The following is a 13006-nucleotide window of genomic DNA, read 5'->3' on the forward strand; positions in this document are numbered from 1 at the left end:
GCCGTCGGCCCGCTCGCACACCGAGCGGCCGAGGCCGGGGGCGCCGGCGTTCACCGGACCTTTCACATCCGCCCCGCACGTTTCCGCGCCCGCCGCGGCACCATGCGCCTTCCGCGTCATCCGTCACATCATCCGTATGTTTCCGCAACGCGCCGCACCGCCCCGCGCTCAGCGAATTTTGTCCGCTTAGCACTTAAAGTCGGCCCATGCCCACGCCATATGGATCCCGCGGCGGAATGGCGTTCAGTGCGGATGAGCTGCGTGTGCTCCGACGCGCCCTCGCCATCGCCCTCCAACCCCATCCCGTCACCCTCTCCCCCGGCCACGGGGGCCCGGACCGGACGGAGGAGGTCCAGGACTGCCTCCGCCTCGCCGAGGCCGTGGACGAAGCGGTCCGCGAGGGCGGGCGGCTGCGAGCCTTTCTGCTCGACGAGCTCGCCCGCTACCGCGCCGCCCTCCCAGGCGCCGCCGTCGGCTATCTCGACCAGCTCGAGGGCGTCCTGGCGGCCGGCTACGAGCCGCTTCCCGAGGACCTGGCCGCGCTGCGCGCGCTGTGCCGGTCCGCGGCCGGGACCGGCGAGGCCGAGCGCCGTCGCGCCCTGCTGCGCCACTGCGAGCGGCTCGCCGAGCGAGGGGTGCGGGCCCGGCTCGCGGAGCGCGCGGCGGGGGCCCTGTGGCCCCGTGACGGCCGGTCCGCGGCGGTCCGTCTGAGGGTGCTGCCCGGCGGGGCCCCCGCGGGCGGCGTCCGGGCGGTGCAGAAGAGCGGCGAACCCGCGCGGGAGCCGCGCAAGAAGCCGTCCGCCCCCGAGCGCGGGGCCCGCGAGGAGCCCAAGCGGGGCGGCCCGGCCCAGGGCGAGCCCAAAAAAGAAGAGCCCGAAAAGGGCGAGCCCAAGCGGGAGGAGCCCAAGAAGGGCGAACCCGGGCGCGCCGAGCCGACGCGTGGCGAACCGACGCGTGGCGAACCGAAGCGCGGCGAGCCGGGCCACAAGGCGCCGCGTCCGGGCCGGCCGGTGCCCACACCGGCGGAGGTCTTCCCGCCCAAGCGCCGCCGCCCGGCCGCGCCGCCGGACCGCGACTCCCGGCTCGGACGGGTCCCCGCCTGAGGCCGGGCGGGCGCACCCCGTAATCTGGACGCCTCGAGTCTGGAGGAGCGACAGCCATGGATTACGTCTCCGCGCTGGTCCCGCCCGTGGTGATGGCCGTGGCCTTCACCGCGCTGATCAGGACGATCGTGAAGAGCCAGGGCGGTGCCAACAAGGCCAAGGAGGACGCCGCCGTGGACGCGGCGCTCGCCCGCGCCGAGGCCGAGCAGCAGGCGCGGCCCAGCGCTTCCTGACCCGCCCGGAACCGATGGGGCCGTACGTCCCGGGATGACATCGTCCCGGGATGTGCGCCCCTTTTTTGCGCGCATGAACCCGACATTCGCGACATCTCCCACTATTATTCACGTGTGCCTCGGCCATTGGGAGACCTTGAAGACGCGGTCATGACGCGGGTGTGGAAGTGGAACCGCCCGGTCACGGTCCGGGAAGTCCTGGAAGACCTTCAACAGGAACGCTCGATCGCCTACACGACGGTCATGACCGTAATGGACAACCTCCATCAGAAGGGCTGGCTGCGCCGCGAGGTGCAAGGGCGCGCCTATCGATATGCCGCGGTCTCCACGCGCGCCGCCTACTCGGCCGCACTGATGAACGAGGCATGGTCCGCCAGTGACAACCCGGCCGCCGCGCTCGTCGCGTTCTTCGGGATGATGTCCGAAGAGCAGCGAGATGCGCTGCGGGATGCGATGCGCGTCGTACAACTCGAAGAGCCCCGTGAGAGCCCCGGTGAGTCCGGGCGATGAGACCGGCGATAGCGTCCGAGCATGTCCTTGGCTCAATCTAAAGCAGTCACCGTCCGCCGTGCCCGGACCAGTGATGTGCCGGCCCTCCGTCGCCTCATCAACGTCTACGTGGCTGATCGCATCCTCCTCGACAAAGCGACGGTGACGCTTTACGAGGACATCCAGGAGTTCTGGGTGGCGGAGCGGGACGGCGACGCGGAGGTCATTGGCTGCGGTGCGCTGCATGTCATGTGGGAAGACCTGGCGGAGGTTCGCACTCTCGCGGTGGATCCCGCCGTGAAGGGTGGTGGTGTAGGCCACCTGGTGCTCGACAAGCTGTTGCAAACGGCGCGCTGGCTCGGCGTACGGCGCATTTTCTGCCTCACCTTCGAAGTCGACTTCTTCACCAAGCACGGCTTCGTGGAGATCGGCGAGACGCCGGTCGACGGTGATGTCTACAGTGAGCTGCTGCGTTCCTATGACGAGGGCGTCGCGGAGTTCCTGGGGCTCGAACGGGTGAAGCCGAACACCCTTGGCAACAGCCGGATGCTTCTGCAACTGTGATCGCGGGCCCTATGTCCGAATCGCTCCCCTATCGCATGGCTCCGGAACAGAGCGTTCCCCTGTGGTCCATCGACCGAACCTTCCCGGGGGGTTTGTGTTTTTCCGGGAAAAGCGGTTTCCTATTCTCCCGTAGTGTAATTACCTGGGGGTGGGGACATCAGCGCCTAACGCTGCGGCCCGAGCTCCCGGTTTCTGAAGAAAGGAACCTCATGGCACAGAAGGTTCAGGTCCTTCTTGTCGACGACATCGACGGCGGCGAGGCGGACGAGACTGTGACGTTCGCGCTGGACGGCAAGAGCTACGAGATCGACCTCACCACGGACAACGCGGACAAGCTCCGTGACGCCCTGGAGCCCTTCACCAAGGGCGGCCGTCGCACCGGTGGCCGCGCTGCCGCCACCCGCGGCAAGGCCCGCCCCGCGGCGGCCGGTGCCGGCCAGGACACCGCGAAGATTCGCGCCTGGGCCAAGGAGAACGGCTACGAGGTCAACGACCGCGGGCGTGTCCCGGCGACTGTGCGCGAGGCATACGAGAAGGCCAACGCCTGATTGCGTCACCTTCTCCGGTCGGCCGGGCTCCCCGCTGTCCCGGCAGTGGCCGAGCGCGCAGCAACCGGGCACGGTGGCACTCCGTGGCCGCCGCACCCACGAGCCGTACGAGATCGGGGGCGTCCCCATCGCCCCCGAACCCTGCCACCGGCAGCATCGGCTCCACCCCGCCCCCCGGCTCGGGAGGTCGCAGCCACACGGCGGCCTCCTGCGGGCCCTGCTCTCCACGTGCCGTCCCCAGCGGCCGGGAGGAGGGGCACGGCGCGGTGATCCGGCCGCCTGCACCGATGGCGGTCAGATCGAGGGGGACATCGCCCCATTCCAGCCAGTCGAGCAGCCCCGGCAGCTCGTCTGCGCCGCCCGCGGCCACCCATAGCCGCATCCTGGGGCCCTCCACCGCGACCGGACCGGTCCGCGGTACGCGCCGCAGCAAGGCGAAACCGGCGTCGGCCGGCAGCTCCAGCACGTCGAAGCGCACCCCCGTGAGCAGTTCGACGGGATTGCTGCCGGTCGTCGGCCATCCCAGCTCGTTCTCGTACCACTGAGCGAGGCCCGGAGTCGTGAGGGGCATGCCCGGAGTAACTCCGTCCCTCTCCGAAAGTCACGTGCTCCGAATATCACGTCCTTCGAGAGCCATGTGCTCCGAGAGGTCCTTCGAGAGCCCCGCGCCGCAGATCGCGCAATGTCGCGACGCGTACGCGCCCCGTATCCGCCAAGGGGCTTACAGGAGTGGTGAACGGGCGCAAGGTTGTTCGCCCGTAGCGGAGGGAACCGGCCCGCGCCGCATGGAGTGTCAGCCCATGCGGGTAAGAGATGCCTAGTGGGAGGGGCGGTCCCTGGGCCGGGAGGCGGTCGCGTTCGCCACGGGCGTAGTGGCGGCGGGCGTAGATGCCTGGCCTGCGGGAACATCGTCTCGCACCATCGGGTTGGAGCTGTTGTCGGCTGTTCGGGGAAAGGGAGCGTGTGCTGCCTTCCTCGCGAGAGCGGGGTGATCCGGATGGGCGTCGGCAGTTGGAATGAGCGGTCCCCGCTTGCGGGACTAAGCTGCGGAAGGACAGAGAGGGGAGCGCCCCCTTACTGCCTGACCGCTCTGAGGAGCGATTAACGATGTTCGAGAGGTTCACCGACCGCGCGCGGCGGGTTGTCGTCCTGGCTCAGGAAGAAGCCCGGATGCTCAACCACAACTACATCGGCACCGAGCACATCCTCCTGGGCCTGATCCACGAGGGTGAGGGTGTCGCCGCTAAGGCCCTGGAGAGCCTCGGGATTTCGCTCGAGGCGGTCCGCCAGCAGGTGGAGGAGATCATCGGCCAGGGCCAGCAGGCCCCGTCCGGGCACATCCCCTTCACCCCCCGTGCCAAGAAGGTCCTGGAGCTGTCGCTCCGCGAGGCCCTCCAGCTCGGCCACAACTACATCGGCACGGAGCACATCCTGCTCGGCCTGATCCGCGAGGGCGAGGGCGTCGCCGCCCAGGTCCTGGTGAAGCTGGGCGCCGACCTGAACCGGGTCCGGCAGCAGGTCATCCAGCTGCTCTCCGGGTACTCGGGCAAGGAGGCCGCCACGGCCGGCGGCCCGGCGGAGGGCACCCCCTCCACCTCCCTCGTCCTGGACCAGTTCGGCCGCAACCTCACCCAGGCCGCCCGCGAATCCAAGCTCGACCCGGTCATCGGGCGCGAGAAGGAGATCGAGCGGGTCATGCAGGTGCTCTCGCGCCGCACCAAGAACAACCCGGTCCTCATCGGCGAGCCCGGCGTCGGCAAGACGGCGGTCGTCGAGGGCCTGGCCCAGGCCATCGTCAAGGGCGAGGTGCCCGAGACCCTCAAGGACAAGCACCTCTACACCCTGGACCTGGGCGCCCTGGTCGCCGGCTCCCGCTACCGCGGTGACTTCGAGGAGCGCCTGAAGAAGGTGCTCAAGGAGATCCGCACCCGCGGCGACATCATCCTGTTCATCGACGAGCTCCACACCCTGGTGGGTGCGGGCGCCGCCGAGGGCGCGATCGACGCGGCGAGCATCCTCAAGCCCATGCTGGCGCGAGGCGAGCTCCAGACCATCGGCGCGACCACGCTCGACGAGTACCGCAAGTACTTGGAGAAGGACGCGGCCCTGGAGCGCCGCTTCCAGCCCATCCAGGTCGCCGAGCCCTCGCTGCCGCACACCATCGAGATCCTCAAGGGCCTGCGGGACCGCTACGAGGCGCACCACCGCGTCTCCATCACGGACTCCGCCCTGGTCGCGGCCGCCACCCTGGCCGACCGCTACATCTCGGACCGCTTCCTCCCGGACAAGGCGATCGACCTGATCGACGAGGCCGGCTCCCGGATGCGCATCCGCCGCATGACCGCACCGCCGGACCTGCGCGAATTCGACGAGAAGATCGCCGATGTGCGCCGGGAGAAGGAGTCCGCGATCGACTCGCAGGACTTCGAGATGGCCGCGGGCCTGCGCGACAAGGAGAAGCAGCTCCTGGCCGCCAAGGCGAAGCGCGAGAAGGAGTGGAAGGCCGGCGACATGGACGTCGTCGCCGAGGTGGACGAGGAGCTGATCGCCGAGGTCCTGGCCACGGCCACGGGCATCCCGGTCTTCAAGCTCACCGAGGAGGAGTCCTCCCGGCTGCTGCGCATGGAGGACGAGCTGCACAAGCGCGTCATCGGCCAGAAGGACGCCATCAAGGCGCTCTCGCAGGCCATCCGGCGCACGCGTGCAGGTCTGAAGGACCCGAAGCGCCCCGGTGGATCGTTCATCTTCGCGGGCCCGTCCGGTGTCGGTAAGACCGAGCTCAGCAAGACCCTCGCCGAATTCCTGTTCGGCGACGAGGACGCGATGATCTCGCTCGACATGTCGGAGTTCAGCGAGAAGCACACCGTCTCGCGGCTCTTCGGCTCCCCGCCCGGATACGTGGGCTACGAGGAGGGCGGCCAGCTCACCGAGAAGGTGCGCCGCAAGCCGTTCTCCGTGGTCCTCTTCGACGAGGTCGAGAAGGCCCACCCGGACATCTTCAACTCGCTGCTCCAGATCCTGGAGGACGGTCGCCTGACCGACTCCCAGGGCCGGGTCGTGGACTTCAAGAACACGGTCATCATCATGACCACCAACCTCGGCACCCGGGACATCTCCAAGGGCTTCAACCTGGGCTTCGCCGCCCAGGGCGATGTGAAGACCGGCTACGAGCGGATGAAGGCGAAGGTCAACGAGGAGCTCAAGCAGCACTTCCGGCCCGAGTTCCTCAACCGCGTCGACGACACGGTCGTCTTCCACCAGCTCAGCGAGGAAGACATCATCCAGATCGTCGACCTCATGATCGACAAGGTGGACGAGCGGCTCAAGGACCGCGACATGGGCATCGAGCTCAGTGGCGACTCCAAGAAGCTGCTGGCCAAGAAGGGCTACGACCCCGTGCTGGGCGCCCGGCCGCTGCGCCGGACCATCCAGCGCGAGATCGAGGACGTGCTGTCGGAGAAGATCCTCTTCGGCGAGCTGCGCCCCGGTCACATCGTGGTCGTGGACACCGAGGGCGAGGGTGAGGAGAAGAAGTTCACCTTCCGCGGCGAGGAGAAGTCGGCCCTGCCCGACACCCCGCCGATCGAGTCCGCGGCGGGCGGCGCGGGTCCGAACCTCAGCAAGGAGGCGTGACCTCCCGCCCAGAGCGCACAGGGGCTGCCCCGAACCGTTCTCACGGTCCGGGGCAGCCCCTTTGGGTGGGGGTGGGCCCCGAGAGCCGTCAGCGGGCCGTCAGCGGGCCGTCAGGGCCCTCCTGGGAGGTCGGCTGCGGGTCGGCTGCGGGTCGGCTGCGGGACTGGCTGGGGCATCGGCTGGGGCGCCGATCAGGAGCGTGTGGCCCCTCGTTCAGGACGGCTGCCGGATAGGGCAGCATTTCCGGCCCGACAGGACCGATCCGGCCGAGTGCCCGGGCCTCTTCCGAGATGGCCGGACGGACCGGATCCCGGGTAAAGCGGCGCACCCGGGGCGCGTACCTCCGGAGTTTCCGACGGCGTGCGGGTACCGGGCGGGCGCCTTTCCGGGCGGCGAGCAGGACCTTCACGATGTACGCGCATTCATCGCGCCGGGCCGGCCGCCGGCATTCCGATCACCCCTCCCCGGCCGTCTCTTCCCGGCCGCCCTGGCGGCTGTGTTCGATCAGGAAGTCGAAAATCGTGCCGCTCGGCGACCGGTCTCGCACTCGGATAGGCCCGGAGGGTCCGCTGGAAGGCCCGGCGGAAGGCCGAGTGGAAGGCACGGCGGAAGGTCCGGCGCACGAAATCGATCGCTCCCGGGGCGGGCTCGCGCAATAGTCCGGTGCGGGGCCGGCGGGCATCCAACGAGATCGATTCCGTCCGGCGACGGCATGGAGCGCTCGCTGCCGCGGTCGATCCAGAAGCGTGGAAAGGGCGGAGCGCCGCGGATCACATTGCGGCCGCGCTGATTCAATTGCGGCTCCGTCGCGTGACCGCGCCGCTACCAGATGGATATCAACGGCGTTTGGGCGGCGGGTTGTTGCGCGACCGGCTCATTCAGGCTTGTTCGCCGCGCGGCCGTGCGTCCCGATACCAGCGCCCCCACGCGTCGAGCAGATCCGTGATGCGCTCCAGGCTGCGGCCCGTTTCGGTGAGCGCGTATTCGACCTTCGGCGGCACCTCCGGATAGACCGTTCGCACGATGAGCCCGTCCGCTTCCAGCTCGCGCAGTTGCCGGGTCAGCATCCGCTGGGTGACGCCGGGCAGGGCGCGCCGGAGTTCCCCGAACCGGTGGGTGCCGGTGAGGAGCTGCTTGACGATCGCCAGTTTCCACCGGCCGCCGAGGATTTCCATCGCGATCTCGACCGCGCACTGATCTTGGGTGTCATCCACGCTGCCGCGCATCCAGCAAAGGTATCCAGAGTGGTACTACGGCACAAAAAAGACCGTACTTGTGGGCCGGGAACCGCCCGATGACAGTGCCGACATGAGCCTTCGCACGCCGCGCCCCGCCCGGACCCCCGGCAAGCCTCCCCATGGCCCCTCCGCCGAGGCGCCGGCGTCGCCGCGGCGGTGGGCCGTGCTGGCGGTTCTGAGCGCGAGCCTGCTGCTGGCCGGGATCGATCTGACCGTCATGCACGCGGCGACCCCGAGCCTGACCCGGGACCTGCACCCCAGCGGCGTGGGGCTGCTGTGGATCGTGGACGTCTACTCCCTCACCGTCGCCGCGCTGCTGGTGACCTGCGGGACGCTGGGCGACCGCATCGGCCGCAGACGACTGGTGCTGGCCGGCTTCGTGCTGTTCGGCCTCGCCTCGGCCGGCGCCGCGTTCGCCCAGACCACCGGGCAACTGATCCTCGCCCGGGCGCTGCTCGGCGCGGGCACCGCCATGATCATGGCCTCGACCGTCGCGATCATTCGCGTCGTCTTCCCCGACGCGCGCGAGCGCGCCCTGGCCCTCGGCGTCTGGACCGCCGCCCACAGCGCGGGCGCGGCGATCGGCCCGCTGGTGGGCGGGGCCCTGCTCGGGCGGTGGTGGTGGGGCTCGGTCTTCCTGGTCAATGTGCCGGTCATCGCGGTGATCCTGGCCGCCGGGGCCCGGCTCATCCCCGAATCGCGCAACCCCCTGCCCCGCTCCTGGGACCTGGCGGGCGTCGCGCTCTCCGCGGCGGGGCTGGCGGGCGTCGTCTACGCCCTCAAGCAGACCGGAGCACAGCTGCGCCCCGAGCCGGGACCCGCCCTCGCGGGCGCGGCGGGCCTGGCGCTGCTTTTCCTCTTCGTACGGCGGCAGCGCCGGCTGGCGCAGCCGCTGCTGGACTTCTCGCTGTTCGCCGACCGTCGCTTCACCGCGGCCACGGTGTGCGTCGTCGGCTGCTTCGGCGGCTATACGGCTCTGCTCTTCTTCCTCACCCAGTGGTTCCAGCTCGTGGGCGGCGCGTCGCCGCTCCGCGCCGGGCTCGCGCTGCTGCCCCTGGCCGTGGCCAACGCGGTGGGCGCCGTCGCCGCCCCGTCGGCGGCGCGCCGCTGGGGCAACCGCCGGGCCCTGACCGGGGCGCTCGCGCTCTTCTCCGGCGCGCTGCTCCTCCTGTACGCGGGCGGCGGCCCCGCGCACCACGGGGTGACGTCTGCCGCCCTGCTCGCCTCGGGCCTCGGCGCGGGAGTGGTGATGACCCTCGGCGCGGACTCCATCATGTCCTCGGCGGACCCGGATCGCGCCGGGGAAGCGGCCGCGATCCAGGAGACCTCCTTCGAACTCGGTGCGGGCCTCGGCGTCGCCGCCCTCGGCACCGTCCTGGCCGCCACCTACCGCACGGCGCTGCCCTCCTCCGTCCCCGGCGTGCCGCCCGCCGAACACGCCGCCGCGCGCGAGTCCATCGGCGCGGCCGACACCGCCGCCGACCACCTCGCCCCGGCCGCCGCCGACCTGCTGCGCGCGGCGGCCCGCGACGCGTACGACCGGGGCTTCACGGTGGTCACCCTCGTGGCGGCGGCCACCCTGGCCCTGACGGCCCTGTTGGCTGCGCTGCTACTGCGGCCGGGCAAGGCCCGTGACCGGTTCAGGGCGAGGTGAACGCCGTGTGGAGGAGGTCGGCGAGGAGGGCGGCGCAGGAGCCCTCGGGGTCGAGATCGGGGTCGTAGATGGTGACGTTGAGGCCGACGCAGCGCTTCGACCGCACCAAAATGCGCAGTACGGCGGCGAGTTCGTCGGGCAGCAGCCCGTCGGGGTCGGGGCTGTCGACGGCGGGCATGACGGAGGGGTCCAGCACATCCGCGTCCAGATGCACCCAGAACCCCTCGGTCACGGGCGCTTCGAGGGAGCGCAGAACCTCGCGCGCCAGCTCCTCCGGGCCCGATTCCCTGATCTCCCCGACCGACGCGTTCATGATCTTCAGCTCGGAGAGCTCGACCCGGTCCTCGTCGTAGTCGCGGATGCCGAGGATCCGTATGTCCTCGTCCTTGAGATACGGCCGCAGCCCTTCCAGGTCCGTCAGGTCCGCCTGCCCGCGGCCGGTCGCCAGCGCCAGCTCCTCGCCGCCCGCGGCGCCGACCCGCTCGGAGTTCCCGGGGTGCCGGAAGTCCGCGGAGGCGTCGATGGCGGCGAGCCCGTACCGCCCGATGCGCCGCAGCGCGAGCGAGGCGCCGAGCTGGATGGAACAGTCCCCGCCCAGGACCACGGGGAAGTTCCCGGCCCGGACGTGGTGCTCGATGCGGTCGGCGAGCTTGCGGGTGTACGCGGCGATGGCCCCGGCGTTGAACACGCCGTCGCCCTCCCGCCACCCGCCCCGGTCGTAGCGGGGCGGCACGACCACCCCGCCCTCGTGCGCCCCGAGCCGCTGCGGCAGCCGCTGCTCGCGGAGCGCGCCCGCGAGCTTGTAACACCCGGGCACGGTGCCTTCGGCGGGCGGCCTGAGGCCGAGGTTGGACGGGGCATCGATCACAACGAGGCTGCGCATGCGGCCAGTCTGGGCGTACGGATGTTCTATCGCCAAGCCCTTCGCCCCCGGCGGAACCCTGGTCTCCGGTGGCGGCGACGGTGGCGGGCTAGGCCAGCGCACCGCCGTCGACCGGCAGGACCACGCCGGTCACGTACGAGGCACGGTCGCTGAGCAGCCAGGCGGCGGCCTCGGCGACTTCGGCCGGTCACTCCGCTCGGAGCGGCGCTGAACGATCCGATCCACATGCTGACCGAGTGGGCGAGGACGAACGGCGACGCAATGCTCGATGCGCTCGACGCCGATCCCAAGCAGGTCCGCCCCTAGCGACTGCGGCCCCCGCGCCGGCGCTACGGCCCAGGGGGGCCGGTTACCCAAACTCCCGACTCGTTCTCTTCGGAGTAGAACCAGCCGCCGGGCCTGGGCCACCAGCTGAGCTCCGTCTGCGACACGAACCCGTCCCTGTCGCCGACCACCCTGACGAGTGCTTCGGGGGGGGGCATGCCCAAAACCAGAGGGTCGAATGTTCCGCTTCGGCATAGCTCCACCAGAAATTCGTCCATATGCCACTACTCTCCCTGGTTGCGCCCTGGAGGGCGTGTGGTTGCCCGGGCGGGTCAGGTGGTGTGGTCGAGTCCGCCGGTCTTCACGGCCCGTATGAAGGAGCGGAGGGTGGCGGGGGTGGTGCGGAGCGTCGTGTCGGGCTCGTCGCTCTCCCGGATGTGTATGCGGTCGTGGGCGGTGGCGAGTTCCACGCAGTTGGCCCCGGAGGTGCTGAAGGAAGACTTACGCCAGTTGCGTATGGGCATGATCGCGATTCCTAATAGTGGCTGTAGAGGACGTATTGGATCAGCCCCAGTGAATCCCGCCCCTCGCGATCGAGGGAGGACGTGACCTTGGCGTTCACCGGAGGAAGAGCGATCGAGCAGAGCTGGTCGAACTGTTTCTGGTACTGGGCGATTGAATCTGGGGTGTGCAGAAACATGGACTGGTCCGCGTGATCCATCTGCACGGTCTCAAGCGCTCCCCCGTGCGAGGTGAGGAGACAGAACGGGGTGTTCACGGCGGACACCCCCTCTGCCGTGAAGGGTAGGACCTGAATCCTCACGTGCGGTAGTTCAGCCAGCTCTACGAGGCGCAGGAGCTGCTTGCGAGCTACTGACGCACCGCCAAAGCGCATGTGTAGCGCAGCCTCGTGGATCACGGCGTGGACCTCCGGCGGATCATCGCTGGTGAGGACCTTTTGGCGTCTCAGCCTGAAGTTGACTGCTGCGTCGATGCCTTCCGGAGTGGTGACCGTGTCGTTGGCTCGGAAGATCGCACGCGTGTAGTCCTCGAGTTGGAGGATGCCCGGGATGAACAGTGACTCGTAAGAACGGATGCTGCAGGTCCGGGATTCGAGTTCGGCCAAGTCCAACGCAGCTGGCGAGAGGCCGCCCCTGTAGCCGCTCCACCAGCCCTTGCCCTTGTCCTCCGAGAGGCTGGCAAGGGCGTCGGCGTAGGGCTCATCTCTGACCTCGTAGGCCTGCATCAAGGCGCGCAGCCGATCGAACGCGATTGCGGTGCGGGCCGCCTCTGCGTGGCTCAGATGTGTGGCGCCCATGCCGACCCGCGAACTTGCCTCGTTGATGGACAAGCCAGCCTGCTCGCGCAACTTTCGGAGTTCTGAACCGAGTCGGCGTTGCCGCTCAGTGATAACGGTTCGCAGTGCCAAGACGAGGCCTCCTGGAGGTTCCGCCCACAGTCTGCCTGCGGGTGTGGGCTCGGTCCACTCGATAGGGGGAGTAGGTTGCAGATCTGATGAGTCTATCCCTACAGTGTGTGTTGGCTGAATCACGTAGGGGATCCGTCAGATCCCTCACCTACGGAACGCCACGGAGGCGTCTCATGGGAGTACGTACCGAACCGGGGGCGGCTGACCCCGGGAATTCCATCGGCGGAACCGAGCAACTTCCGCACCGATACACCTTGTCCGCCCCCGGCATCCCTATCGCGCCCAGGCTGTGCCGAGACTTCGTACGCAACCTGCTCGTGGCCTCCGGACTGGGCCAACTCGCCGACGCGGCAGCGTTGTGCACATCAGAGCTGGTGACCAATGCGCATCAGCACGGCAAGGGAGACGTGCGGCTCGCCGCCACCATTGAGTGCACCCGCGTGCGGGTCGCAATCCACGATGACGGCCCCGCGTTGCCGTCGCCCCGCCGCGCGACGAACGACGAGACGCACGGGCGCGGCCTGTTCCTGGTCACCGCGCTCTCGGACGTATGCGGCCTGACGGTCGACGAACAACTCGACGGCACAGGCAAGGCCGTGTGGTTCGAGCTCGGACTCCCGCCCGGGGTCAAGACGTGAACGCTCAGGCACCCGGCGAGCGGGTCGCCGAACTCGTTCGGGACGAGTTCGCCGCGCTGGGCGTGTGGCTGCCTGACATACGTGCGGACCTTCGGGAGCCGCAGCGGCCGCTGTTGGTCATCGGGACGGTCCCGCTGGGGACAGGCTTCGGGATGCTGCGCGTACTGGCGGACTACAAGCGGCTGCTGAAGGCTGAGCGAGCCCGGTCAGGGCAGAGGGGTCAGCCTCAATTCGCGCCCGAAGCCTGAGTTGCGGTGAGTATGGGACAGCGACACGCCGATACCACGGCGTGTCGCTGTCCCATACTCACCGCAAAGTCACTGGCATCGA

The 13006-nt window shown here is 69.5% G+C and carries 14 protein-coding genes and 2 pseudogenes; 10 read left to right on the forward strand and 6 right to left on the reverse strand.

Going from position 1 to position 13006, the window contains the following annotated elements:
• Window positions 1-206: 206 nt before the first annotated feature.
• The 5 genes from ACH4S9_RS40045 (at window position 207) to ACH4S9_RS40065 (ending at window position 2937) form a co-directional block, all read left to right on the forward strand.
• A complete protein-coding gene (locus tag ACH4S9_RS40045; protein ID WP_361186729.1) occupies window positions 207-1103 on the forward strand; it encodes a hypothetical protein in 897 nt (298 codons plus the stop codon).
• 56 nt (window positions 1104-1159) lie between these two features.
• On the forward strand, window positions 1160-1336 hold the full coding sequence (locus ACH4S9_RS40050) for a hypothetical protein (protein WP_311727170.1): 177 nt from the start codon (window positions 1160-1162) through the stop codon (window positions 1334-1336).
• 114 nt (window positions 1337-1450) lie between these two features.
• Window positions 1451-1846, forward strand: a complete 396-nt coding sequence (locus ACH4S9_RS40055; protein WP_311727172.1) for a BlaI/MecI/CopY family transcriptional regulator — start codon at window positions 1451-1453, stop codon at window positions 1844-1846.
• Window positions 1847-1867: 21 nt separating this feature from the next.
• Window positions 1868-2389: an amino-acid N-acetyltransferase gene (locus tag ACH4S9_RS40060; protein ID WP_311727173.1), complete on the forward strand. Its 522-nt coding sequence runs from the start codon at window positions 1868-1870 to the stop codon at window positions 2387-2389.
• A 209-nt stretch (window positions 2390-2598) separates the two neighbouring features.
• Window positions 2599-2937 carry an Lsr2 family protein gene (locus tag ACH4S9_RS40065; RefSeq protein ID WP_311727174.1) on the forward strand — a complete coding sequence of 113 codons (339 nt, stop codon included), beginning with the start codon at window positions 2599-2601 and terminating at the stop codon, window positions 2935-2937.
• Here ACH4S9_RS40065 and ACH4S9_RS40070 read toward each other — a convergent pair.
• Window positions 2876-3508, reverse strand: a complete 633-nt coding sequence (locus ACH4S9_RS40070) for an SCO3374 family protein (protein WP_311727175.1) — start codon at window positions 3506-3508, stop codon at window positions 2876-2878. The two genes, ACH4S9_RS40065 and ACH4S9_RS40070, sit on opposite strands and share 62 nt — an antisense overlap.
• Before the next feature lie 536 nt (window positions 3509-4044).
• Between ACH4S9_RS40070 and ACH4S9_RS40075 the strand changes: the two genes are divergently transcribed.
• Complete coding sequence (locus ACH4S9_RS40075) at window positions 4045-6570, forward strand: ATP-dependent Clp protease ATP-binding subunit (protein ID WP_311727176.1); 2526 nt, start codon at window positions 4045-4047, stop codon at window positions 6568-6570.
• 878 nt (window positions 6571-7448) lie between these two features.
• Here the strand turns inward: ACH4S9_RS40075 and ACH4S9_RS40080 are convergent.
• The gene (locus ACH4S9_RS40080; RefSeq protein ID WP_311727177.1) at window positions 7449-7796 is read right to left on the reverse strand and encodes a helix-turn-helix domain-containing protein; all 348 of its coding nucleotides are present in this window, start codon (window positions 7794-7796) and stop codon (window positions 7449-7451) included.
• A gap of 82 nt (window positions 7797-7878) precedes the next feature.
• Between ACH4S9_RS40080 and ACH4S9_RS40085 the strand changes: the two genes are divergently transcribed.
• Window positions 7879-9462: an MFS transporter gene (locus tag ACH4S9_RS40085; RefSeq protein WP_398376651.1), complete on the forward strand. Its 1584-nt coding sequence runs from the start codon at window positions 7879-7881 to the stop codon at window positions 9460-9462.
• Here ACH4S9_RS40085 and ACH4S9_RS40090 read toward each other — a convergent pair.
• Together ACH4S9_RS40090 and ACH4S9_RS40095 are read right to left on the reverse strand one after the other, a co-directional pair.
• Entirely contained in the window at window positions 9449-10345 is an 897-nt protein-coding gene (locus tag ACH4S9_RS40090) for an arginase family protein (RefSeq protein WP_385351625.1), read from the reverse strand. The two genes, ACH4S9_RS40085 and ACH4S9_RS40090, sit on opposite strands and share 14 nt — an antisense overlap.
• A gap of 88 nt (window positions 10346-10433) precedes the next feature.
• Window positions 10434-10532 (reverse strand): annotated as a pseudogene (locus tag ACH4S9_RS40095) (SDR family oxidoreductase); the annotation flags it as partial.
• Here ACH4S9_RS40095 and ACH4S9_RS40100 point away from each other — a divergent pair.
• Window positions 10532-10651 (forward strand): annotated as a pseudogene (locus ACH4S9_RS40100) (transcriptional regulator); the annotation flags it as partial. The pseudogenes ACH4S9_RS40095 and ACH4S9_RS40100 sit on opposite strands and share 1 nt — an antisense overlap.
• Before the next feature lie 290 nt (window positions 10652-10941).
• Here ACH4S9_RS40100 and ACH4S9_RS40105 read toward each other — a convergent pair.
• Window positions 10942-11133 (reverse strand): DUF397 domain-containing protein, encoded by a 192-nt coding sequence (locus ACH4S9_RS40105; RefSeq protein ID WP_385351628.1) that lies wholly within the window; start codon window positions 11131-11133, stop codon window positions 10942-10944.
• Between the two features lie 11 nt (window positions 11134-11144).
• Window positions 11145-12038: a helix-turn-helix transcriptional regulator gene (locus ACH4S9_RS40110; protein ID WP_311727182.1), complete on the reverse strand. Its 894-nt coding sequence runs from the start codon at window positions 12036-12038 to the stop codon at window positions 11145-11147.
• Window positions 12039-12211: 173 nt separating this feature from the next.
• Here ACH4S9_RS40110 and ACH4S9_RS40115 point away from each other — a divergent pair, with 173 nt between their 5' ends.
• Both ACH4S9_RS40115 and ACH4S9_RS40120 read left to right on the forward strand, forming a co-directional pair.
• Window positions 12212-12676 (forward strand): ATP-binding protein, encoded by a 465-nt coding sequence (locus ACH4S9_RS40115; RefSeq protein ID WP_311727183.1) that lies wholly within the window; start codon window positions 12212-12214, stop codon window positions 12674-12676.
• The gene (locus ACH4S9_RS40120; protein WP_311727184.1) at window positions 12673-12924 is read left to right on the forward strand and encodes a hypothetical protein; all 252 of its coding nucleotides are present in this window, start codon (window positions 12673-12675) and stop codon (window positions 12922-12924) included. Before ACH4S9_RS40115 ends, ACH4S9_RS40120 begins: the two co-directional genes overlap by 4 nt.
• Window positions 12925-13006: the final 82 nt, after the last annotated feature.

The organism is Streptomyces sp. NPDC021225, assembly GCF_044332865.1.
GTDB lineage: Bacteria > Actinomycetota > Actinomycetes > Streptomycetales > Streptomycetaceae > Streptomyces.

Coding starts and splice junctions, on each gene's coding strand:
- ACH4S9_RS40045 (WP_361186729.1), top strand. CDS start 207: ATGCCCACGCCATATGGATCCCGCGGCGGAATGGCGTTCAGTGCGGAT.
- ACH4S9_RS40050 (WP_311727170.1), top strand. CDS start 1,160: ATGGATTACGTCTCCGCGCTGGTCCCGCCCGTGGTGATGGCCGTGGCC.
- ACH4S9_RS40060 (WP_311727173.1), top strand. CDS start 1,868: ATGTCCTTGGCTCAATCTAAAGCAGTCACCGTCCGCCGTGCCCGGACC.
- ACH4S9_RS40065 (WP_311727174.1), top strand. CDS start 2,599: ATGGCACAGAAGGTTCAGGTCCTTCTTGTCGACGACATCGACGGCGGC.
- ACH4S9_RS40070 (WP_311727175.1), bottom strand. CDS start 3,508: ATGCCCCTCACGACTCCGGGCCTCGCTCAGTGGTACGAGAACGAGCTG.
- ACH4S9_RS40075 (WP_311727176.1), top strand. CDS start 4,045: ATGTTCGAGAGGTTCACCGACCGCGCGCGGCGGGTTGTCGTCCTGGCT.
- ACH4S9_RS40080 (WP_311727177.1), bottom strand. CDS start 7,796: ATGCGCGGCAGCGTGGATGACACCCAAGATCAGTGCGCGGTCGAGATC.
- ACH4S9_RS40085 (WP_398376651.1), top strand. CDS start 7,879: ATGAGCCTTCGCACGCCGCGCCCCGCCCGGACCCCCGGCAAGCCTCCC.
- ACH4S9_RS40090 (WP_385351625.1), bottom strand. CDS start 10,345: ATGCGCAGCCTCGTTGTGATCGATGCCCCGTCCAACCTCGGCCTCAGG.
- ACH4S9_RS40105 (WP_385351628.1), bottom strand. CDS start 11,133: ATGCCCATACGCAACTGGCGTAAGTCTTCCTTCAGCACCTCCGGGGCC.
- ACH4S9_RS40115 (WP_311727183.1), top strand. CDS start 12,212: ATGGGAGTACGTACCGAACCGGGGGCGGCTGACCCCGGGAATTCCATC.